The sequence below is a fragment of the Bradyrhizobium sp. AZCC 2230 genome (assembly GCF_036924495.1).
Lineage (GTDB): Bacteria > Pseudomonadota > Alphaproteobacteria > Rhizobiales > Xanthobacteraceae > Bradyrhizobium > Bradyrhizobium rifense.
Genome location: NZ_JAZHRS010000001.1, coordinates 7,668,564 through 7,688,868 on the forward strand (window position 1 = coordinate 7,668,564; position 20,305 = coordinate 7,688,868).

19 protein-coding genes and 1 pseudogene are annotated in these 20,305 nt (G+C 62.2%); 10 read left to right on the plus strand and 10 right to left on the minus strand.

The features are described from left to right. Positions 1-279 precede the first annotated feature (279 nt). A pseudogene (locus tag V1280_RS36635) lies at positions 280-752 on the plus strand (phosphoglycerate dehydrogenase); the annotation flags it as partial. A gap of 104 nt (positions 753-856) precedes the next feature. Here V1280_RS36635 and V1280_RS36640 read toward each other — a convergent pair. The 4 genes from V1280_RS36640 to V1280_RS36655 form a co-directional block, all read right to left on the minus strand. Next, positions 857-2,395, minus strand: coding sequence for an amidohydrolase family protein (locus V1280_RS36640; protein WP_334535494.1), 1,539 nt, complete (start codon positions 2,393-2,395; stop codon positions 857-859). A 61-nt stretch (positions 2,396-2,456) separates the two neighbouring features. Then, positions 2,457-3,284 (minus strand): ABC transporter ATP-binding protein, encoded by an 828-nt coding sequence (locus V1280_RS36645; RefSeq protein WP_334535495.1) that lies wholly within the window; start codon positions 3,282-3,284, stop codon positions 2,457-2,459. Beyond that, positions 3,274-4,170 carry an ABC transporter permease gene (locus tag V1280_RS36650; protein ID WP_334535496.1) on the minus strand — a complete coding sequence of 299 codons (897 nt, stop codon included), beginning with the start codon at positions 4,168-4,170 and terminating at the stop codon, positions 3,274-3,276. The genes V1280_RS36645 and V1280_RS36650 overlap by 11 nt, the downstream gene beginning before the upstream one ends. 47 nt (positions 4,171-4,217) lie before the next feature. Further along, positions 4,218-5,276 (minus strand): ABC transporter substrate-binding protein, encoded by a 1,059-nt coding sequence (locus V1280_RS36655; RefSeq protein WP_334535497.1) that lies wholly within the window; start codon positions 5,274-5,276, stop codon positions 4,218-4,220. A gap of 1,012 nt (positions 5,277-6,288) precedes the next feature. Here V1280_RS36655 and V1280_RS36660 point away from each other — a divergent pair. The 6 genes from V1280_RS36660 (at position 6,289) to V1280_RS36685 (ending at position 12,093) form a co-directional block, all read left to right on the plus strand. Continuing rightward, positions 6,289-7,203, plus strand: coding sequence for a polysaccharide deacetylase family protein (locus V1280_RS36660; RefSeq protein ID WP_334535498.1), 915 nt, complete (start codon positions 6,289-6,291; stop codon positions 7,201-7,203). Between the two features lie 16 nt (positions 7,204-7,219). Beyond that, the gene (locus tag V1280_RS36665) at positions 7,220-8,098 is read left to right on the plus strand and encodes a hypothetical protein (protein ID WP_334535499.1); all 879 of its coding nucleotides are present in this window, start codon (positions 7,220-7,222) and stop codon (positions 8,096-8,098) included. A gap of 266 nt (positions 8,099-8,364) precedes the next feature. Further along, complete coding sequence (locus V1280_RS36670) at positions 8,365-9,279, plus strand: ABC transporter permease (RefSeq protein ID WP_085403748.1); 915 nt, start codon at positions 8,365-8,367, stop codon at positions 9,277-9,279. Further along, entirely contained in the window at positions 9,276-10,151 is an 876-nt protein-coding gene (locus V1280_RS36675) for an ABC transporter permease (RefSeq protein ID WP_334535500.1), read from the plus strand. Before V1280_RS36670 ends, V1280_RS36675 begins: the two co-directional genes overlap by 4 nt. Then, the gene (locus V1280_RS36680) at positions 10,148-11,140 is read left to right on the plus strand and encodes an ABC transporter ATP-binding protein (RefSeq protein WP_334535501.1); all 993 of its coding nucleotides are present in this window, start codon (positions 10,148-10,150) and stop codon (positions 11,138-11,140) included. Before V1280_RS36675 ends, V1280_RS36680 begins: the two co-directional genes overlap by 4 nt. Further along, complete coding sequence (locus V1280_RS36685; protein ID WP_334535502.1) at positions 11,137-12,093, plus strand: ABC transporter ATP-binding protein; 957 nt, start codon at positions 11,137-11,139, stop codon at positions 12,091-12,093. Before V1280_RS36680 ends, V1280_RS36685 begins: the two co-directional genes overlap by 4 nt. Positions 12,094-12,108: 15 nt before the next feature. Here the strand turns inward: V1280_RS36685 and V1280_RS36690 are convergent, their stop codons facing one another. From V1280_RS36690 to V1280_RS36705, 4 genes are all read right to left on the minus strand, one after another. Then, positions 12,109-13,635 carry an ABC transporter substrate-binding protein gene (locus V1280_RS36690; RefSeq protein WP_334535503.1) on the minus strand — a complete coding sequence of 509 codons (1,527 nt, stop codon included), beginning with the start codon at positions 13,633-13,635 and terminating at the stop codon, positions 12,109-12,111. 135 nt (positions 13,636-13,770) lie between these two features. Next, the gene (locus V1280_RS36695; RefSeq protein WP_334535504.1) at positions 13,771-14,853 is read right to left on the minus strand and encodes a serine hydrolase domain-containing protein; all 1,083 of its coding nucleotides are present in this window, start codon (positions 14,851-14,853) and stop codon (positions 13,771-13,773) included. A 272-nt stretch (positions 14,854-15,125) separates the two neighbouring features. Continuing rightward, entirely contained in the window at positions 15,126-15,296 is a 171-nt protein-coding gene (locus V1280_RS36700; RefSeq protein ID WP_334535505.1) for a hypothetical protein, read from the minus strand. A gap of 189 nt (positions 15,297-15,485) precedes the next feature. Beyond that, positions 15,486-16,373, minus strand: coding sequence for a hypothetical protein (locus V1280_RS36705; protein WP_334535506.1), 888 nt, complete (start codon positions 16,371-16,373; stop codon positions 15,486-15,488). Positions 16,374-16,461: 88 nt separating this feature from the next. On the opposite strand from V1280_RS36705, the gene V1280_RS36710 reads away from it, so the two are divergent. Together V1280_RS36710 and V1280_RS36715 are read left to right on the plus strand one after the other, a co-directional pair. Next, positions 16,462-17,151, plus strand: a complete 690-nt coding sequence (locus V1280_RS36710) for a hypothetical protein (RefSeq protein WP_334535507.1) — start codon at positions 16,462-16,464, stop codon at positions 17,149-17,151. 278 nt (positions 17,152-17,429) lie between these two features. After that, entirely contained in the window at positions 17,430-17,963 is a 534-nt protein-coding gene (locus V1280_RS36715; protein ID WP_334535508.1) for a 2'-5' RNA ligase family protein, read from the plus strand. Between the two features lie 113 nt (positions 17,964-18,076). Here V1280_RS36715 and V1280_RS36720 read toward each other — a convergent pair whose 3' ends face one another. After that, positions 18,077-18,583, minus strand: a complete 507-nt coding sequence (locus V1280_RS36720; RefSeq protein WP_334535509.1) for a YkgB family protein — start codon at positions 18,581-18,583, stop codon at positions 18,077-18,079. Between the two features lie 41 nt (positions 18,584-18,624). Then, positions 18,625-19,161, minus strand: coding sequence for a carboxymuconolactone decarboxylase family protein (locus V1280_RS36725; RefSeq protein WP_334535510.1), 537 nt, complete (start codon positions 19,159-19,161; stop codon positions 18,625-18,627). Positions 19,162-19,294: 133 nt separating this feature from the next. Here V1280_RS36725 and V1280_RS36730 point away from each other — a divergent pair, with 133 nt between their 5' ends. Next, positions 19,295-20,254 carry an AraC family transcriptional regulator gene (locus V1280_RS36730; RefSeq protein WP_334535511.1) on the plus strand — a complete coding sequence of 320 codons (960 nt, stop codon included), beginning with the start codon at positions 19,295-19,297 and terminating at the stop codon, positions 20,252-20,254. Positions 20,255-20,305: the final 51 nt, after the last annotated feature.

Consider the following 20,305-nt stretch of genomic DNA (forward strand, 5'->3'; position numbering starts at 1 on the left):
CCGGGGTAGTGGCGACAGCATGTACACAAGGAAAGCGTACGCAACACGGGAAGCCCCAAGGAGTGGCCAGCGATGGCCAACCGGATTCGCAATCGAAAAGGGCGAAATCGGTTACGAGTTGACGGTTAAATGCTGCGCAGCAGGCTCTCCGCATGTGCACTCTGAAATCGAATAGAATCGTAACCAGCAAATGCAGCTTCGAGCGGAGTTGGGTTTCCGCCCCGAACACGACAGCCGGCATTTGACACATCTCTTCAGGACATCGCTATTGTGATAGAAATCCAGTATCCTTCGCAATTCTCGCTCTCCAAAGACAAGATTCGGGTTCTGCTTCTCGAAGGCGTGAATGACAGTGCCGTGCACACGATGACGACCGCGGGCTATTCCAGCGTGACGCGCTTGTCGAATGCCCTCGATGGGGAAGCGCTGAAGGAAGCCATCAGGGGTGTGCACTCGGTATCCGCTCACGCACGCAGATCACCGCAGACATTCTCGAGGCGGCGGACCGGCTCATCGCCATCGGCTGCTTCAGCGTAGGCACCAACCGGGTTGATGTCGAAACCTCCAGGCGGAACGGGATTCCCGTTTTCAATGCGCCTTTCTCCAATACCCGAAGCGTCGCGGAGCTCGTCATCGGCGAGATCGTCTTTCTGCTGCGCCGGATCGTCTCGCGATCCAACGCCGCGCATGATGGCCAATGGGACAAGTCCGCGACCGACAGCCATGAGGTCAGGGGCAAGATGCTCGGTGTTCGTCTGTTATAAGCAATCATACAATGGAGTCCCCGGGTACCACAACCAACGTTAGCAGTTTCGTGAACCATGGCAGCTTGGGCAAACGCCTGTTGATTCCCGCGTCAGATTCGCGAGCTCTGCCGGTAGAACGGCTCGTGTTTCGCGGGATCGACATAGCCGGTGTAGAACTTCTTCACATGCGGCAGCAGCGCCTTGGAGAGATTGCGCCGTTCGACCTCATCATCGCTCAGCGCGTGCTGCAGTTCGTCATGCAGTGTCTTGAGCGCGTTCTCGCGATCGACCCGCGTGAAGCGGCCATTGTCGTAGATCACTTCGCCGTTGCACATGACGGTGCGCACGCCGTCGGTCTTGGCGCGCTGAATCACCGCGTCGAGCATCGGCATCTCCTCATCGAGATACGGATAGGAAATCTGCTTCCAGTCGATTAGGGATAGATCGGCGGCTTTGCCCTCCGCGATCGTCCCGATCTGTTCACCAAATCCGGTGGTCCTCGCGCCGCCGATGCTCGCCATCCGGAACACCTGCGCCATGGTGGGAACCTCGTCACCGATGCCCGGCACACGATGGGCGCGCAGCACCAGCCGCATCTCCTGCAGCATGTCTCGGTCGTCGTTAATGCCGGCTTCGTCGAGACCGATCGCGGTGTTGATCCCTTTGGCCTCGAAGTGGTTGAGCGCCGCGATGCCGGAGCGAAGCCGGAAATTGGAGGAGCAGTTGTGACACACACACGCACCGGCCTCCGCTATGCGCGCGATGTCCTTTTCGCTGAGCCAGACGCCGTGGCCCAGCGTCATGTGCGGGCCGAGCATATCGAAGCGGTCGATGTATTCGACCGCGGTGCAGCCGCCGCGCGACCAGGCATATTGCTTCTGCATCGAGGTCTCGAGCAGGTGCATGTGCATCGGCACCTGGTATTTCTTCGACGTCTGCGACAGCAAGGTCAGCGCCTTGTCGGAGCACCAGTGCAAGTTCGCGGGCGCAAGCTGGATCTTCACCCTCGGCTTGTTATTGTGGCGGGCGTACATCGATTCGAACATGCCCATCGCGTCGTCGAGACCGAGCTTGAAACGCTCGAACCAGCGCTTCATCGGTCCCTGCAGCTCCTTCGGCAGGCTCGCGACAAACGCATCGTCGGCCTGATAAACTAGCCGGTTCTGATCGCGCACCGCGTAACAATAGGACACCCGCATGCCGATATCCTCGTAGGCGCGGACGACCTGTTCGGCCTTCGCTTCCACCTCACTGAGCGTGCCCGGCATCCAGCCGTGGATGTGCTGCACCGTGGTGATGCCGGATGCGATCATCTCGAACGCCGAATAGAGCGTGTCGAGATAGATGTTGAGATTGCGCGTCACCATGCGGGTGATGAACCACAATTCCAGCGGCATGTCGGGCGAGCCGAGCTGCACCGGGGTCAGTCCGACGTGATGGTGGCCGTTGACGAAGCCCGGCAGCATGATCTCGTTGCCGCTGCCGATCACGGCCGTGTTCGGATAGCGCTTGCGCAGGTCCGCGTAGGTGCCGACCGCGGCGATGACGCCATCCTCCTGCAGCACGGCGCCGTCGTCGATCTGTTGCCAAGTCTGGCGATCCAGCGCCTGGGCGATGATGGCACGGCTGCGAATGAGGGAGGCGGACATGGCGGTGCTCCGGATTTGGCGCGGACGACGTGCGGGGTAGGACTTGGTCAGATCGTTTTAGTCAGGCAGTGGCGGCAAGCGCTTCCTGCTCAGCGAAGGCGCGATCGACCTCGTCACGCATCAGCTCGGTCAGTTGCCGGCGCAGCAGTTCGGCTTCGGAGGAAAACGGATCCCGCGGGCGCGGGATATCGACCGGCACGATCGTCTTGATGCGGCCTGGACGTGACGTGAACACTACGACCCGATCTGCGAGCGCCACTGCCTCATCGATGTGATGGGTGACGAACAGAACCGACGCGCCGCTGTCGCGCCAGACGTCGAGCAGGAAGTCCTGCATCTTGGCCCGCGTCTGCACGTCGAGCGCCGCAAACGGCTCATCCATCAAGAGTACCTTGGGCCGCATCGCCAGCGCGCGTGCGACGGCCACGCGCTGGCGCATGCCGCCGGACAGTTCGTCGGGCCGCTTATCGATCGCCTCGGTCAGGCCGACGCGGGCGAGCACCTCGCGCGCCGCGGTCCTACGGGCCCCAGCGCTGTCGCCGCGGATAGAGAGGCCGAAGCTCGCATTCTGCCCCACGGTGAGCCATGGAAACAGCGAGGTCTCCTGGAAAATCAGGCTGCGCTCGGGCGACGGACCGACGACGCGATCCCCGAACGACCAGACCTCGCCGCCGGATTCCCGTTCCAGGCCGGCGATCAGATAGAGCAGAGTGCTCTTGCCGCAGCCGGAGGGACCCAGCAGGACGATGAACTCGCCGGGCGTCACGTCGAGGTCCACGTCGCTTAATGCGACATGCGCCCGCTTGGTGCCTTCCGCCCACACCTTGCTGACGTTGCGGCAGACCACGGCGTCCTGGGATGAGATCGGCTTGAACGCTTTAGAGACCACGCAGCACCCCCGTCGTCTCGGGCACCCAATACAGGATCTTTCGTTGCAGCAGCCGCATCAGCGAGTCGGAACAGAAACCGAGCAGACCGATGAGCGCGATGGTGAAGAACACCAGCGAGGGATTGAAGGTGTTGCGCGCCAGCATGATCACCTGCCCGAGGCCATATCCGACGCCCGTGGATTCGGCGACCAGCACCACCATCCAGGCACCGAACATATTGAGACGCAGGACCATCAGCAGGCCCGGCAGGATCGCCGGCACGATGACCCGGCTGTAGATCTGCCATTTCGACGCACCCATGGTGCGCGCGACATTGATCAGGTTGCGATTGACGCCGTCGATCTGGCTGACGGTGGCCAGCACCATGTGGAAGAACAGCGCGACCACGACCATGAAGATCGCCGGCGCGTTGCCGATGCCGAACACGAAGATCGCGACCGGAAGCCAAGCGATCGGCGACACCGGCGACAGCAGCGTGATGGTCGGCAGGGCGAGCTTCTCCACCACGAGAAAATACCGCACCGCCACGCCGATGCTGATCGACAGGGCCGACGCAATCAGCAATCCCGCGAACACCCGCGCCGCCGACGCCAGCACGGTGATCACGAGCGCCATGCCGGCGGATGGCCCGGTGTTGAGGCCGACGCCGATCTGCCAGCGTTGCGCCGTATTGAAGAACTTGGCCTGCTCGGGGAAGTTGCCGAGAAAGATATGAGGCGGTGGCAGCAGTTTCGGGTCCGTCACCCCGCACAGCCAGAGCAGTTCCCAGATCCCGGCGAACAGGCCGACCGACGTCAGCGCCCAGCAGATGCGCGGGGCGGCGCGGATGACCGCCTCCGGCAGCACGAATCGGCGAGGCCGCTGCGACGCATTGGCGCCGGCCATGCCAGCTACTCCTTCCGGTGGGTGGGCGACGTCGGTCACCGGTCCGCTCATCCCGACTTGTATTTGAGACTAGCGTAGAGCTCCTTGTTCTCGGCGATGACCTGTTCGAGCAGGGTCCAGTCGATCGCGTCACGGCCGGGCTTATTCTTGATGTAACCCATCTCTACCAGCGAGTCGGTGCGGTCGAGGATGAACTGGGTCTGGCTGCGTGCGTCGACCACCGCCGGCTGTTTGCCCATCGCGATTCTGGCGTTCTCCATCGAGGTCTTGTAATAGGCGCCGACCAATTGGGTGAGAGTTTCCTCCGGTTTCGTTTCGGCCATCGCCTGCGCCTTCATCATGCCTTTGATGAGGGCCTTGAGTCCGGCGGGATTCTGCTTGATCAGGTCGGAGCGGCACGCCAGCACGCAGTCGGTATAGCCCTTGCCATAGATGTCGGTGCCGTCGGTGAGCTTGTGCGAGCCCTTGACGTCGTTTAGCAGCGCGGTGCCATAGGGCTCGATGGTGCAGATCCAGTCGAGCGCGCCCGCCTTGAATGCCTCGACCGCCTCCGGGGTGGTTCCCATATAACGGACTTTGATGTCCTTGAAACTGACGCCGTGCTTCTTGAGGAAGTCGTAAGGCATGACCTCTAGCGTATCGAGCTGGAAGGTGCCGAGCGTCTTGCCCTTCAGCTTCTCTGGGCTGTCCAGTCCGGGTTGCGAAACGATCACGCAGCCCTCAATGCCGCCCCCAGCGACGATCTTGACCGGAGCGCCGGCATCGTACAGCGCCATGAAGCTCGTGTATGGCATGAGGCCGACATCGACCTGACCGATGCCGAGGAACGTGACCTGTTCGGCAAATGTCGGCGTGTTGATGAATTGTATCTCGACGCCGTCATCCTTCGCAGTCTGCAAGGCGTGAGACAGGAAGATATTGAGATTGCAGAAGCCGGTGCCATGGGTGGACTTGAGGGTGTTCGCCGCCGCGTGAGCCGCGCCCATCAAGCCGCCACCGACGGCCATCGTCAGCGTGGTCGCCGCCGCAGCTTTGAGCACCTTGCGGCGGCTGAAGTCCATCGTTCGGAAGTTCGGTGGGTGCATGCAGCCGGTTCGATCGCACATGGATTACTCCCTCCGTTGTGACGGTTGTTGCATCGGAAATGGGACGACGCCGCAGTGGAACTCTGCGCGCGCGAGGCTTCCAATCGTGTGGAGATGCTTGTGCGCAATGCGCCCAAGCCGCCTCTGATATGAAGTTTTGTGGTGGCTCGGCGCGCGCACGCCAAGCCGGTAGCGGGATGCGATCATCGCATGAACTTTACAGTGCGTGGCACGCCAACCTGGAGCGATCGCCGGAACGATGCTGCGCTACCGTGAGCGAAGCACGATGTGTGCCAGCCGGATAAGCTGTTGATTCCCGCAAGCCTTGGACTATGGCCGGTCGCGAGCCGACCTGTCGTTGCTGAAGATTTGTTCGCACGCAGCAATTCGTTGGCGATTTTCTAGGCAGACAATCGAGCCGTCGACAATGGTTGTTCCACCCGAAGGCCGCGTCCACAGCGTCGCGAGCACGATCCAGCGTAGCGGCGGTTTGCCGCGCTCCGATTGCGTCGCCGCACCACAACGCGCGTGGTGCAGACGAGAACTGCTTTTCACTCCCGGATCCAAGGGTCGCTTGAAAGCGCTCTACTCGATCGCGAACACCGTGGCGTGCAGCCTTGATCGACGTGATCGAGAAAGGCAATGTGACCGGCGCTGTCGCCGCCACGAAAATCACTTAAGCGCGATCGAGGAGCGCTTGATCAAGGCTCCGCCAGAAAAGCTTGCCATCGACTGCCGCTCATTGTTCGCTGCAGCAGAATAGGAGCGGCCGATGCCGTCACGGACCGCTGCCGGCGCTGATCTGGCAGCAGTCGATGGTGGTCTGTGGTCTCGCTGGCGCTGCTGTTCAGCGTGCTGGCCGGCATCATGGCGCTGGGCTGACTTGGCCGCTTCGCGTAGACGACCTGGGGACAGACGATATCCTGACGACGCTGGTGCTGGTCATCGTCATGGACTGGCTGATCGGGCTGACGAAACGCATGAGCGTATAAAATTCCGAACCTCACGACCTTCCAAGACCCGGAGACTGGCAATGACCTATGACCGCGACCTGATCGGCTACGGCGCGAACCCGCCCGATCCCAAATGGCCGGCCGGCGCGCGCGTGGCCATCAATTTCGTGATGAATTACGAGGAGGGCTCGGAGCCGTCCGTGCAGGACGGCGAAGGCTATACCGAGATCGGCCTGACCGAGTCGTCCGGCTTGCCGGCAGGCGTCAAAGGGCGCGATCTCGCCGGCGAAGGCATGTTCGCCTATGGCAGCCGCGTCGGTTTCTGGAGGCTGATACGACTTTTCCAGGAGCGCGGCCTGCCGCTGACTGTGTTCGGCTGCGCGCTCGCGATCGAACGCAATCCCGAGGCAGCGGCGTCGATCAGAGCCTCGGGCTTCGACGTCTGCAGCCATGGCTGGCGTTGGATCAAGCATTATGAATTGAGCGAGGAGGACGAGCGCGAGCACATCGCCAAGGCGATCGCCTCGCTCAAGGCGACGGTCGGGGAGCGACCGCTCGGCTGGTATTGCCGTTATGGGCCGAGCGTGAACACGCGCCGGCTGGTGGTAGAGGAGGGTGGCTTTCTCTATGATTCCGACGCGTACGACGACGAATTGCCCTATTGGAAGGTCGTCGACGGCAAGCCGCATCTGGTCGTTCCCTATTCGCTCGTCAACAATGATGGCAAGTTCGGCTCCGGCTTCTTTGGCACGTCGGCCGATTATTTCGCGTGGCATAAGGACGCCTTCGACATGCTTTACGCGGAAGGCGCAACGCAGCCGAAGATGATGTCGGTCGGCTTGCATATGCGCCTGATCGGCCATCCGGCGCGCGCGGCCGGCCTCGCGCGCTTCCTCGACTATGTCCAGGGCCATCAAGGGGTATGGGTGACGCGGCGGCTAGACATTGCCCGGCACTGGGCAGCAACGCATCCTTTCGCCGGTAAACTTGCCTGAAGGAAAAGCCTTGGCCATGCATGAACTGATCGTTGAACTCGGAGACAGGCTCTATCGCGTCGAGCGTCCCTTCGGCTCCTGGCCGCTGAACACGGGCTTTGTTACCGACGTCGCCGTCGATCCGCGCGGGCATGTCTTCGTGATGCTGCGGCACGATCCGTTGGTGCATCCCAACGACCCGCGTGTGATCGAGCTGGCGCCCGACGGCGCCTATCTCAGGGGTTGGGGCGGCGATCTGATCGCCGATTCCCACATGCTGACGGCCGACGCCACGGGGCGCATCCTCGCGGTCGACCGCGACATGCATGAGGTGATCACATGCTCGCCAGCGGGCGAACGGCTCGGCGGGTTAGGCCAACGCGGTGTACCGCTTGCGCCCTTCAACCATCCGACTGACGTGCATGTCTCGGCTTGGGGCGAGATCTATGTCTCGGACGGCTACGCTGCGAGCCGGGTCCATCGCTTCGATACTGCCGGCGCTCTGATCGCAAGCTGGGGCAGCCACGGGTCGGGCGATGGTCAGTTCGGCTGGCCGCATGCGATCTGGACCTTTGCGGACGGCCGTGTCGTCGTGGTCGACCGCAGCTCGAACCGCGTGCAGGTCTTCGACCGCGAGGGCAAGCACCTCGAAACCTGGGGTGAGTTCTACCAGCCCGTCGCAATCTGGGGCGATGATGAGGGCTGCGCCTACGTCAGCGACATGGTGCCGAGCCTGCAGAAGGTCGGCCCCAAAGGCGAGCGGCTCGGCCGCTGTCGGCCGATTCTCAATGGCGCGCACGGCATCTCCGGGACGCCCGACGGCGATATCCTTCTCGCAGAAACCAATCCGAGTCGGATCACGCGGCTGCGGCTGCAGCCAGCTAAAGCCAACCCGCTGCGGCAGCCGTATCGTTAAGGCGTTTTCCTCCGCTAAAGAGTTCAGTCCCAATTCGCGGCAGGCAATAGTTATGGCGTACCTCCAGTTAGAGATCTGCTTCAATTCAAACGCAATGAACTTCTTAGCTCGTACACAGCGAGAGCGCTGGTCGTTGCTGCTTTGGGCAAATTGGCGAGCACGTTGCGTGGATAAGCAGAAAACAATTGGCAGATGCGGATGTCGCCGTTGCTAAGGATTCTATATCAGAACTTGCAGCGACCCGCACGCTATCGTAGTCCTCCACTATGATCTTGCTTATCGTCCGCAGACTGTGGCTGGCCGCCTTGGTGTGTCTCACCGTTCTGGTCGTCAGCTTCATCTTGACTCGCCTTTCCGGCGACTTGGCCGCGTCTATCGCAGGTCCGAACGCCAGTGCAGCCGACATCGCGATCATTACCCGTAATTATGGCCTCGACCGGCCCTTAGTGGTGCAGTTTCTCGATTGGGCCGGCCACGCTGCCGAGGGCGATCTCGGCCGATCCTTCCTCTACCACGTCCCGGTATGGGGACTGATCCGCGACCGATTGCCAGTCACTCTGACGCTTGGCCTGACCGGCCTTTCTATCGCGCTGTTGGTCGCTCTGCCGCTCGGCATTCTGGCGGCGGTGCGAGAGGGCTCGGCGATGGACCGAGGCATCATGTTGGTGGCCCTGCTGGGACAGGCGATGCCCGGATTCTGGTTCGGACTGGTCATGATCGTCCTGCTGGGACTGGAGTTGCAATGGCTGCCTATTTCCGGCGTCGAGACATGGCAGGGCTACATCATGCCGGGGATCGTGTTGGCATTTTCGGCGATCCCGGCGCTGATGCGCCTGACCCGCTCAGGAATGATCGACGCATTGGCAGCGGATTATATTCGCACCGCGCGCGCGAAGGGGTTAAGCCGGCCCAAGATCATTCTCAAGCACGCCTTGCGCAATGCGGCGATGCCTGTCGTGTCGATCGCGGCCGTGCAGCTTGGCTTCATGTTGGGAGGGTCCGTGGTGATTGAGTCGGTGTTCGCACTGCCGGGCGTCGGCTATCTGGCCTGGGAATCCATCACCAAAAATGATTTCCCGGTGGTGCAGGCCGTCGTGCTGTTCCTGGCGGTCATCTACATCGTGCTGACCTTGCTGGCGGACATGATGAATGCGCTGCTCGACCCAAGACTGCGCGGATGAGTGTTTTGATCGCACAAGCCCGGCCGGGCCGCCGACGGTTACCTGCCTTTCGTCACCTCGCCACGCTCCTGGGCGCGGTGATCGTGGGCACTGCGGTGCTGGTCGCGATTTTCGCACCCTATCTGACGCCGCATGATCCGTTCGCTCAAAACCTCAACCTGCGCCTCATCCCGCCGGTGTGGATGGACGGCAGCCTACCGGAGCATCTGCTGGGCACGGATCAGATCGGGCGCGATTACCTGTCGCGCCTGATCTATGGCGCGCGCATTTCCATGCTGATCGGCGCGCTGACCGTCATCACATCCGGCCTGATCGGCATCACGCTGGGAATCATCGGTGGGTTTTATGGCGGGCGGACCGACGACGTCGTGATGTTCCTGATCACCTGCCGCCTGTCGATCCCGCTGATCCTGGTGGCGTTGACGGTGGTGGCGCTGGTTGGCAGTTCGCTTGTGGTGGTGATTCTGACGCTCGGGCTGTTGCTGTGGGACCGTTTCGCCGTGGTGGCACGTACCACCGCAATGCAGGTGCGCAACCTCGATTACATCGCCGCCGCCCAGGCTGCCGGTGCATCGCGCCTGCATATTCTGTTGCGCGAGGTGCTTCCCAATATCGCCAATCATCTGGTGGTGGTGGCAACGCTGGAAATGGCGTTGGCGATCCTGCTTGAGGCGGCCCTGTCATTTCTCGGTCTCGGCGTGCCGCCGCCCTTGCCGAGCTGGGGGCTGATGATCGCCGAAGCCAAGGAATACATGTTCTTCAGCCCGTGGGTGATCATGACCCCCGGGGTCACGCTGTTCGTGCTCGTGCTCGGCATCAACCTGCTGGGCGACGGACTGCGCGACTTGCTCGGGGCGGATATGCGGCGATGACACCCGTCGTACCGGACCCGGTTCTCAGCGTCGCCAATCTGCGCGTCTCCTTCGGGCAGACCGAAGCCGTGCGGGGCGTGACGCTGGTGGTGGCGCGCGGCGAAACGCATTGCCTGGTCGGCGAGTCCGGCTGCGGCAAATCCGTTACCGCGCTATCGGTGATGAACCTGCTGCCGCGTGGGATCGCCCGCTCCGCCGATCACCTCCGCTTTCAGGGGCAGGATCTGTTGGGCATGTCCGAGCGGCAGACTGCACGGCTGCGCGGCGACAAGATGGCGATGATCTTCCAGGAACCGATGACGAGCCTGAACCCGGCCTATACGATCGGATCGCAGATGTCCGAGGTGTTTGAACGCCATCGTGGGGCGACACGGCGGCAGGCCATGGACAGGGCGGCCGAGTTGCTGGCGCGCGTGGGCATTACCGCTCCGGGGATGCGCCTCGGGCAATATCCCCACCAGCTCTCCGGCGGCCTGCGCCAGCGGGTGATGATCGCCATGGCGCTGATGTGCGATCCGGAGTTGCTGATCGCCGACGAACCGACAACGGCTCTCGATGTGACGGTACAGGCGCAGATCCTGCGGCTGCTGCAGAAGCTGCAGCAGGAGTTGGGGTTGGCATTGCTGCTGATTACGCACGATCTCGGCGTGGTGGCGCGGATGGCGCAGCGAGTCTCGGTGATGTATGCGGGCGAGGTGGTCGAAACCGGTACGGTGGCCGAGGTGTTCGCCGCGCCCACGCACCCCTACACACGCGGGCTATTGGACTGCATTCCCGTGCCCGGCATGACGCGGACGGGCGAGCCGCTGGGCAACATCCCAGGCGTGGTACCTCGCATAGCGGTGGGCGTCGTGGGTTGCGGATTTCGTGACCGCTGTACGTTGGCTGCGCCGGAATGCGCCGAGAGCGTGCCGCTGCGCGACGCCGGCGGTGATCATTGCTATCGCTGCCGGCTGCCGCCGGATTGGAAGCGGGCTGCTGCGGCATGACCCATGCGATCGAAGTTCGGAACGTGTACCGCGAATTCCGGCAGCGCAGCCGCATGGCCGGTGCCCGTCGTCCGGTGCGCGCGGTCGATGGGGTGACGTTCTCGCTCCCAGCGGGCGATGTGCTGGGGGTGGTCGGCGAGTCAGGCTGCGGCAAGTCAACGCTTGCCCGGCTCATCATGGGTCTGTTGCCGCCAACTTCGGGCGAGATTCTGGTGGATGGACGCAGCCTGATCGGAATGGATCGGCGCGAACGTGCCCGACTGATCCAGCCCGTGTTCCAGGACCCATACTCCTCGCTCAACCCGCGCCAGCGCATTCGCGACATCGTTGGCCTGCCGCTGGCCTCCCAGGGCAATCTGCCGAAGGCGCAGCAGGTCGATCGCGTCATGGAGATGCTGGCGCGCGTTGGGATTTCCAGCGAGATGGCCGAGCGCATGCCGGGCCAGCTCTCCGGCGGCCAGCGGCAGCGTGTGGCCATCGCGCGTGCCCTCGTGCTGCATCCGCGCATCGTGGTGTGCGACGAGCCCACCAGCGCGCTGGATGTTTCCGTGCAGGCGCAGATTCTCAATCTGCTGGCGGAATTGCGGCGGGAGCTCGGACTGACCTATCTCTTCATCAGCCACAACCTGGCGGTGGTGGAGTACATCGCCACCGAAGTTGCGGTGATGTACCTCGGCCGGATCGTCGAGCAGGCGCCGGCGCAGGAGCTGTTCGGCACCCCAACGCATCCCTACACACAGGCGCTGCTGGCCTCCGTGCTGACACCGGATCCGGCTCTCGGCATTCCCGATGTCGGCCTGGGCGATGCCTACCCGGATCCCACCAATATCCCGCCGGGCTGCCGTTTCCACCCGCGTTGCCCGAGCGCATTGGCGAAATGCGCCGCTACGATGCCGGACAACATCCGCAAGGATGGCCGTCTGGTCGAATGTCTGCTGGCAATCCCGTCATAGGGCAGGCGCCCGTCGCTATTTCCAGGTCGACAGATAGAAACGCGGCACGTCGTCCGGGAAGCCCTGGAAATTCAGCTGCTTTGAAAATGCGACGTAGCGGACGTCGCTGAACAGCGGCACGAAATCAACGCGTTCCGTGGCGAGGTGGATCGCCTCGCCAAAGGCTTTGCGACGCTCCTCCGGATCAATGCTGGTTCCGGCCTGTTTCAACAGCTTTTGCACATCGGCGTCGCGCGCGTAATCGTTCAATCCGCCGCCGAGCCAATAGGGCATGAACGCCGAGGTATCGTTGACGGAATTGCTGCCCCAACTCCCCGAATACAACGGCGCCTTGCCCGCTTCTGCCAACTGGATGGCAGCGCCGATCTGCAACTGCTGGATGCGCAGGTTGATGCCGACGGCCTTGAGATAGTTCTGCACGGCCGCGCCGACCTGCGGTGTTGCATAGGACACGAGTTCGGTATCGAAGCCGTTGGGATAGCCGGCCTCGGTCAGAAGCTGCTTGGCCTTGGCCGGGTCGTATGGATATTTCACGGCCGCCGATACGTCACAGCCGAACTGGCTGGGGAAACACGGCGTGTCGATGACCTGCGAATCGCCCTGGATCAGCTGCTTGGCCATCGTACCGCGGTCGATGGCCGAGATGACCGCCTGCCGCACCTTCAGCTTGGTCAGCGGATTGTCGGCGCCGGAACGGCCGGCGCCGTCGACCGTCATGAAATGGACCCGCATGGTGCCGAACCGCACCGCCTCCAGATTTGGCATCCGCGCGATATTCGAGAACTGATCGGCATTATAGCCCCATATCCAGTCGGCTTTTCCGCCGAGGAGTTCGGTCAGTTCAGTCGTGGCATCGGGCACTTCGTGGATCTTGATATAACGGATGGCAGGCCGGCCCTTGGGGCTGCCGGCGTAGTAGCCGTCATACCGCTCCATATCGATCTCGGTGGTGCCGTCGACTTTGGTGATCTTGTAGGGGCCGGTGCCGATCGGAGCCCGGGCGTAGGCATCGGCACCGATTTTCTCGCGATAGGCCTTCGGCCAGATGGGCGTGACCATCGCCAAATATTCCATCACGGCCGGCGACACACCGGTCAGCTTGAGGCGCACGTGAAAGTCGTCGATCTTCTCGGCGCCGGCATAGGATATGTAATAGGCCGGGATTGCGACCTGCTTGTCGTGGATGATATCGTTGATCGTGTAGACCACATCGTCCGCGGTAAACGGGTCGCCGTTCTGAAACGTCACGCCCTCGCGCAGGGTGAAGTCGATTGTGGTGGCATCGACCTGCTTCCACGACGTAGCCAATGCAGGCTTCATCTCCATGGTGACGGGATCGCGATACACCAGACAATCGAAAGCGTGGAATGCCACGACCATGCCGGTGCGCTGCGAATTATAGTACGGGTCGACATCGGGAATGGCATCGCGCCAAGTGATGCGCAGTGTGTCAGCCGATTTTTGCGCCCGCGCCGGGGCCGCCATTGCCAGTGTCGTGCAGGCGGCCAGCAGCAGGCCGCGGAGCCAGGTATCCGATCGCATTTATTGTCCTCCCAACTCCGAAAAGAAGCAGACGACGCAGGAACATACGCGTCGCGGAATAGAAGCAACCCGCATGCCATCGTCCTCGCTGCGGCTCCTGCCGCCACGGCGGTCTTTGCCGAGCGATGGCGCCCTCTATCCCTGGTCGACGGCCGCCAGCAACCGCTTCAGGAAACCGTCGATGGCCTCAGGATCGATCCAGCGAACCACGGCCACGAGATCGTGCTCCTGATCGACATAGACTATGTTGGTGCCGTTGCCGACGTGGGCAAAAGCGGTGGCCGGAGCACTTGGCCAGCGCTTCCGGTCAGTGTTCAGAAACCAGTTCATATACCCGTAGATCGGCTCCGGCTTGGTAGGCGTGCGTGCCTGATCGATCCATTGCTCCGAGAGCAATTGACAATCTTTCCACTTGCCGCGACGCAGCGTGAGGTAGCCGAAGCGAGCCATGTCGTAGGCATTGATAAACATGCCTCCGCCCCAGTGCCCGCCGCCGGTCACCGACTGCATTACGGTGCCATCCAGAACGACCCAGGAATTCTCGTAGCCGAACCAGCGCCAGGTGCTGGAGGCGCCGATCGGATCCATGATGTTTTCCTTCAGAACCTGTGGCAGCGGGCGCCGCCAGACGTTGAGGGCTGCGAGTGCCATCACGTTCGTGCGGGTGTCGTTGTATTTGTAAAATGTGCCCGGCTTGTTGCGCGGCAACGTCCCCCATTCCGCCGGATTGTCGCCAGGCCGATCCGCCCAGTCCGGCTTGCCCCATAGCGTGCCTTCCCAGTCGCTGGTCTGTCGCAACAGATCGTCCCAGGTGATCGTGCGGTTGTGCGGCGATTCAAACGGGAACAGCAGATCCGACGCGTTGAGCCGGTCCGATTTGTTGGTGGTCGAAGACGGGGTGTAGAGCTGCACCGGTGGGACATAATCCCGTACGACGTCGTGGATGCTTTTGACCATGCCCCGCTCGACGGCAATTCCGACGACGCTGGAAAGGAAGCTCTTGGTCACGCTGTGAGTCATGTCGACCCTCAGCGGTTCTCCCCATTCGGCCACGATGTAGCCCTTGTGAATGATGATTCCAGTCGGATCTCCCCGGTCCCGGATCGGCCCGATCGCGTAGCCGAACGGTTCGCGGCCAAAGGTTTGATAATGGTTCATCACCAGGTCACGAGGGGCCTTCGTCTCTCCGGCGACTGCAAAATCGATCGCGCGCTTCAAGAGGTTGGGACTGACACCCGACTCCGAGGGCGTTCTGTGCTGCCACGTCGCATCAGGGTAATAGGCCGTAGTCAGACTCGCATCCTGGTCAGGTTGATTGGTTGGTCCATGGAGGCTGGAACGACAGGAGGTCATGACTTTCTTTCAACCAGGATTCTTCAGGAGCGCGGTCACCGATCTCCAGCTTCAACGAATTGAGCAAAACGCCCGCCGAAGTGTGTCCTGACGCCTACACCATCCCACTGTAATTGCCTACCGTCCGGTGAAGCGGCTCAGGTCTGCGCGCGCAAGACCGGTGGCCATGACAATACCTTGCGCTGCAAGACTAACTTGGCATTCTCAAGCTCACGCAAAAGCAATCCCGGGGCGAGGATGACGCTCGCCGAGAGTTCGACGGCGGTAGGCCAGGACGATGCGGCGCCGCCGCGCCAATCGATCGACATCGGCTCCATATGACCCCCGCGAAATCGTAAGCTAAGCCGAGTGCTCACAAATGCGTGTCCGCGGGGGTTCTAAGTGTCCCAACAGATCGTGCGCCGGTTTCGTCGGATGACGCCCTCATCCAATTCTCCACTTCGATTCCCCTAGGGAGCGCCACAGCCGCCGAATCCAGCCGTGTCTGCGATCCTCCTCTACTCCACCGCAGGATCCAGATAGGCAATGCGATCCATGATGCCGTCCGCGAGCGCCACTTTGTAGACGGCTTCGGCGAAGCGCCTGTCGTCCGCTGCTCGGCTCAACCTGCCGTTGCCGATGCGCTGCGGCAGCAGCATGCAAATCTGCTCGAGCATTTCGATCTCGAACGGCACCATGACGCCGGCGGTCATCGAGAAGGGCCCGGGCGTGAGCAGCCTGGTGGCAATCAATTCTCCATCGTCCATCGAACTCTCAATCCCGACGTCGAGCAGCCATACTTTCGATTGGCGGAGAATGTCCGTGGCGATCAGACCCACCGCGTCGTGACGTTGCTCGATCAGGAGTATTGCAAACTGCGACCTGCGCATTGCGTCCAGCATCAGCCCTTCGTCGGACTGCGCCTCGAACCCGGCCGATTTCGCATAGCGGTCGATGGCCCGCAAACGATCCGCCGGTGCGGTGTAAATGGCAAGGTCGTAGACGAAGTACATCTCGTCCATGTCATCGAGAAGCAACGTCTTTCCTTGTGCCAATCCGAGTCGACGCGCGTGATTCAGCAGCGCGTCGCCTGATATGCACTTGAGAGCTTCCTCGTGGATTCTCTTGGAGATTTCCCGAAAATGAAGGTAGCGGGCGAGGATGTCCTCGCGCGTCGAAGGCATGTCGTCGCCCCACGCAAAGATCGACTGTTGTTGGGCGAGAGGAAGGGCCATAAAATGCTCCCGGAGGTTGGACCGCCAGCTCTCGTCATCGTAGTCGCTGCGGATCGATTCGTGAAACAGCAACCCCGCCGGATCAACAGTATACCGGCCGCATTCCGAGGAATTTGGCCGGGGCGAGCCGAATCCTGGACCTGCATGTTGAACTGTTGCGAAACTCTTCAATGTGCCCGATCCTTGGTGCAATCGCCGAGCCGGTCCCGGTACCGGGGGTTGGGGCTTGGCGTTGATTGGAACGGTGTTGAGAGTTGCAATGAGCCGGAAGAATCGGGTTCCACTTGGCGATCGCGTCGCCAAAGCAGCCGAAAGGGCACTTGCGGCCCGGCACTTTGTGAGCGCCATCGACATCCTTACCGGGATCGGGTGGCTTGATGATGGAGCGGTGGAACGCTGGCGCCGCGGACAGACCGATTGCCTGGAACAAGACGTTCAATCCAGTCTACCCCGCATCTCGGAGGCAACGTCCATATTCCGGTCATGGGCGATATCGAGAGGACTACTCGCGAGCCCGACCGCATATGTCGATCGTACGCCGCAACGCCGTGAACTGCGCTTCAGCCGAAGCGGAGATCCCGGGATCGAGGCATCCTATCGGACTCATTGGGTGTCGCCCGAGCTCTCCAAGGCTAAGCGCGAGCGCCTGGCGGATAAAGCAAGCCGTGCACCGGAACTGGTGGTCGTCCAACCATTGAAAACGGAGTGGACATGCCATCGGTGCGGCGGCACGGGCGATCTTCTGATAATGGAGACTCCCGGTCCCGCGTGCCTGCGCTGTGCTGGCCTCGATGATCTCGAGTTTCTGCCGGCGGGCGATGCCCTCCTCACGCGGCGCGTGAAGGCGAACAGTACCCGATATGCTGTCGTGGTGCGCTTCAGCAGAACTCGCCGACGTTACGAACGACAGGGCCTGCTGGTCGAGCCACACGCCTTGGAAGATGCGTAGTAATGGCCCTGCAATCGCTCATCCCCGTGCATTCTTCGGCGATGCTGCCAGTCCCGGAAATACGAGCACGGCCTGATTGAGGCGTGCGATGTAACTTGGCGTGAGCGAAGGGACTCGGCCAGGGGGCCAACGGCGGCGGGTGGACGCCTTTTTGAATTATTTGGCAATTTCTAGAGTATAAGAATTCGCAGTTTTGTTCTGACCGGTGCACCATTTGGCGAAATTGTCCTCCATCCCCCTCGATCTCGATTTGATTGTTCCACCCGCGGGGTGAGTCTGTGGCATTGGCGATCAACATCCGAGCCGACAACAGGTCAGCGGGCGAGATCGAGCGGCTGTGGGATCAGGTCGGCGCGTTCGAGGCCGAGCCGTCGATGCGTGCGCTCGGCTACCGGCCGCATTTTACATTTGCGATCTACGACGGGCCCGCGATCGACGAAAAGGCCGCGTGGGACGCCATGCTGGCAGCCGTAGCTGGCGAAACGCAATTGCTCATCCAGTTCAAGCGAATTCGCTGGTTCGAAGGTTCTCCGCTTGTCCTCTGGGCGGAGCCGGCGGTCGACGAGGCTCTGGCTCGCATCCATGGCCTTGTCAGCGCGACAATCGACCCAGCACATTGTCGTCCTCATTACCGGCCGGGCGCATGGATCCCGCATTGTACGCTCGGTACGGACATCGCCGACGAGCTGCGCAACGATGCCATTGCCTTTGCGCGGGCGTTCGATCGCAGCATCGAAGTGATGTTCGACGTGGTGGATTGCGTTGTGTTTCCGCCTGTGCGGATTGTCGCCGAGCGGAGATTGGCGTTGTAGTTGGTTGTTGCTTCGTCAACATCACCATTCACGGGCAGAACTGAGCGACGGCTCGTCCAGCATGCGACCTCCGGGCCCTTGGGTCCGGAGGTTTTACACGTCGATCCCAAACCTCATTCGCGGATCAGCCGAACCACATCCTGCCTCAGCAGATAGAACGACACCGCCAGCAGAACGACGTCCTTCATCAGGAAGGGGACGTTGCCGGTCATCGCGGGGAATCCTCCCGCAGCGACGTCCCAGCCGTCCGGCATGAACGGAATGATCGTGACCGTCGCGATGAAGGTGCCGGTCGAGCCGAGGGCGCCGAGGACACCGAGCCGCCTGCTCCAGAAGCCGGCGAGCAGCAGCGTCCCAAACGTCCATTCCGAAGCGCCGAGGAAATAGCTGGCGCCGGCGTGACCGAAGACGGGATAGAGCCACCAGATCAGCGGCCCGTTGCTGATGAACGGGACCAGTCGCTCGAATTCATACGGGAACCATTTCTGGTAACCGAAGAAGAGAAACATGATCACCATCGAGGCTCGAACGACGTGGTAATCGAGATCCTCCGCGAGCAGGCCGGACTTTTGCAGCGCGCTGACAAACGGATTTTGCGTAGTGCTGGCAATCGTAGTCATGGTCATGATCCTTTTGTCGATGATCGGACTTGACGCGTCGCTCATGCGACCGCGGGGAAGTCGATCTCGGTGTCGTTGATGCGGTTGAACACGTTGGTGAAGGCGGTTGTCGCGAAGGCCAGGCTGATCTCGACGAGCTGCGCATCGGTGTAGCCGGCAGCCTTGATCGCGGCGAAATCCGCGTCGCTGACCGTGCCGCTGGATTGTGCGAGCTTGCGGACGAAGCGGATCAGCGCGTCGCGCTTGTCATCGCCGGTCGCGCGGCGCTCGCGGACATTCTTCAACTCGTCGGGCTTCAGTCCCGCGAGCTTGCCGAGCAGGCTGTGCGCGGCCACGCAATAGTCGCAACCGGCGACCTCGGAGATGACGAGCTTGATGGTTTCCTGGTCGCGCTTCGATAGCGAACCCGAAGCGAGCACGCTGTCGGCGAGCAGGACGGCCTTGAGCGCGTCCGGCCCGTGGGCGCCGATCGCGGCAAAGGTGTTGGGCACGCTGCCGATCGCCTTCTTGATCTGACCATAGATTTCAGCGGTCGCGCCGGTTGCGGAGTCGAGATGGGGGACGGAAAGACGGGACATGTTGGCACTCCTTGGTTTGGGTTGGTGAACGATTGCGGAGCGACAATAGGGTCCCGAATTGATACTTTGAATGTCAGTAAATCTCGATTATATGCTCAAACGTCTCGACATGAGGTGAGCTTGGGAGACCGCGATGGATTGGCTGAGCCGGCTGTTCGAGATGATGCCCGTGCGCGGTCGGCTCGACCTGCGCTGCGCCTATGGGGCGCCATGGCGCATCGACCAGGGGCCGGGCGAGCCGAATGAAATTCCGTATCACGCCGTGCTTGCCGGCTCGGCGATGCTGGACGATCCGGCGGGGGGGCGGCCGCTGAAACTCGAGCCCGGCCACATCCTGCTGCTTCCCGGCAATCCCCGACACGTCATGCACGACGGCAGCGGGGCCGCGCCGCTGCGGGCGCGCAACCGCGCGTCTCTCAATTTCACGATCAGCGAGAATCCCGGCTCGGGGGAACGGCTCGATCTGTTGTGCGGACATTTCGCCATCGCGCCGCCGCACGACCGCCTGCTGCGCAGCTATTTGCCGCCGCGCCTCGTCGTGCATGCCAGAGCCGACGCTGGCGACAGAGACACGGCGGGGCAACTCGACAGCCTCGTCGCCCTGATGCGCCGCGAGTCCGCAGACGATCGTCTCGGCGGCCGCGCGATGTTGAACGCGCTGTCGGGCGCGATGTTCGCGCTGGTGCTGCGGCTCGCCAGCCTCACCGACGACGCGCCACGCGGTCTGCTTGCCCTGGCCGGTCATCCCCGTCTCGCGCCGGCGGTGGCCGCCCTGTTCAACGAGCCGGCGCGCGCATGGTCGTTGCCCGAGCTGGCGCGTCTGTGCGGCATGTCGCGCGCGACGCTCGCGCGGCAATTCCAGGAGAAGCTTGGGCGCTCAGCCGCCGATCTCCTGACCGACATCCGGATGGCGCTCGCGGCGAATGAGCTGAGGAAATCTTCGCTTTCGACCGGCGCCGTCGCGGAGATTGTCGGATATCAATCCGAAGCCGCGTTCCAGCGCGCCTTCAAGAGGCACATGGGCATCACGCCGGCTCAGTGGCGCAAAAGCCAGGGACTCAGCGGGGAGGCTCCCGAAAGGCCTGCAGCCTGATCCGGTTCGGCCGCACCTGCGAGCAGTCGGAAGCTCGCGTACGGCGAAACC

Coding starts and splice junctions, on each gene's coding strand:
- V1280_RS36680 (WP_334535501.1), top strand. CDS start 10,148: ATGACACCCGTCGTACCGGACCCGGTTCTCAGCGTCGCCAATCTGCGC.
- V1280_RS36720 (WP_334535509.1), bottom strand. CDS start 18,583: ATGACTACGATTGCCAGCACTACGCAAAATCCGTTTGTCAGCGCGCTG.
- V1280_RS36660 (WP_334535498.1), top strand. CDS start 6,289: ATGACCTATGACCGCGACCTGATCGGCTACGGCGCGAACCCGCCCGAT.
- V1280_RS36700 (WP_334535505.1), bottom strand. CDS start 15,296: ATGTCGATCGATTGGCGCGGCGGCGCCGCATCGTCCTGGCCTACCGCC.
- V1280_RS36655 (WP_334535497.1), bottom strand. CDS start 5,276: ATGTGCGATCGAACCGGCTGCATGCACCCACCGAACTTCCGAACGATG.
- V1280_RS36670 (WP_085403748.1), top strand. CDS start 8,365: ATGATCTTGCTTATCGTCCGCAGACTGTGGCTGGCCGCCTTGGTGTGT.
- V1280_RS36730 (WP_334535511.1), top strand. CDS start 19,295: ATGGATTGGCTGAGCCGGCTGTTCGAGATGATGCCCGTGCGCGGTCGG.
- V1280_RS36690 (WP_334535503.1), bottom strand. CDS start 13,635: ATGCGATCGGATACCTGGCTCCGCGGCCTGCTGCTGGCCGCCTGCACG.
- V1280_RS36640 (WP_334535494.1), bottom strand. CDS start 2,395: ATGTCCGCCTCCCTCATTCGCAGCCGTGCCATCATCGCCCAGGCGCTG.
- V1280_RS36665 (WP_334535499.1), top strand. CDS start 7,220: ATGCATGAACTGATCGTTGAACTCGGAGACAGGCTCTATCGCGTCGAG.
- V1280_RS36675 (WP_334535500.1), top strand. CDS start 9,276: ATGAGTGTTTTGATCGCACAAGCCCGGCCGGGCCGCCGACGGTTACCT.
- V1280_RS36685 (WP_334535502.1), top strand. CDS start 11,137: ATGACCCATGCGATCGAAGTTCGGAACGTGTACCGCGAATTCCGGCAG.
- V1280_RS36650 (WP_334535496.1), bottom strand. CDS start 4,170: ATGGCCGGCGCCAATGCGTCGCAGCGGCCTCGCCGATTCGTGCTGCCG.
- V1280_RS36725 (WP_334535510.1), bottom strand. CDS start 19,161: ATGTCCCGTCTTTCCGTCCCCCATCTCGACTCCGCAACCGGCGCGACC.
- V1280_RS36710 (WP_334535507.1), top strand. CDS start 16,462: ATGAGCCGGAAGAATCGGGTTCCACTTGGCGATCGCGTCGCCAAAGCA.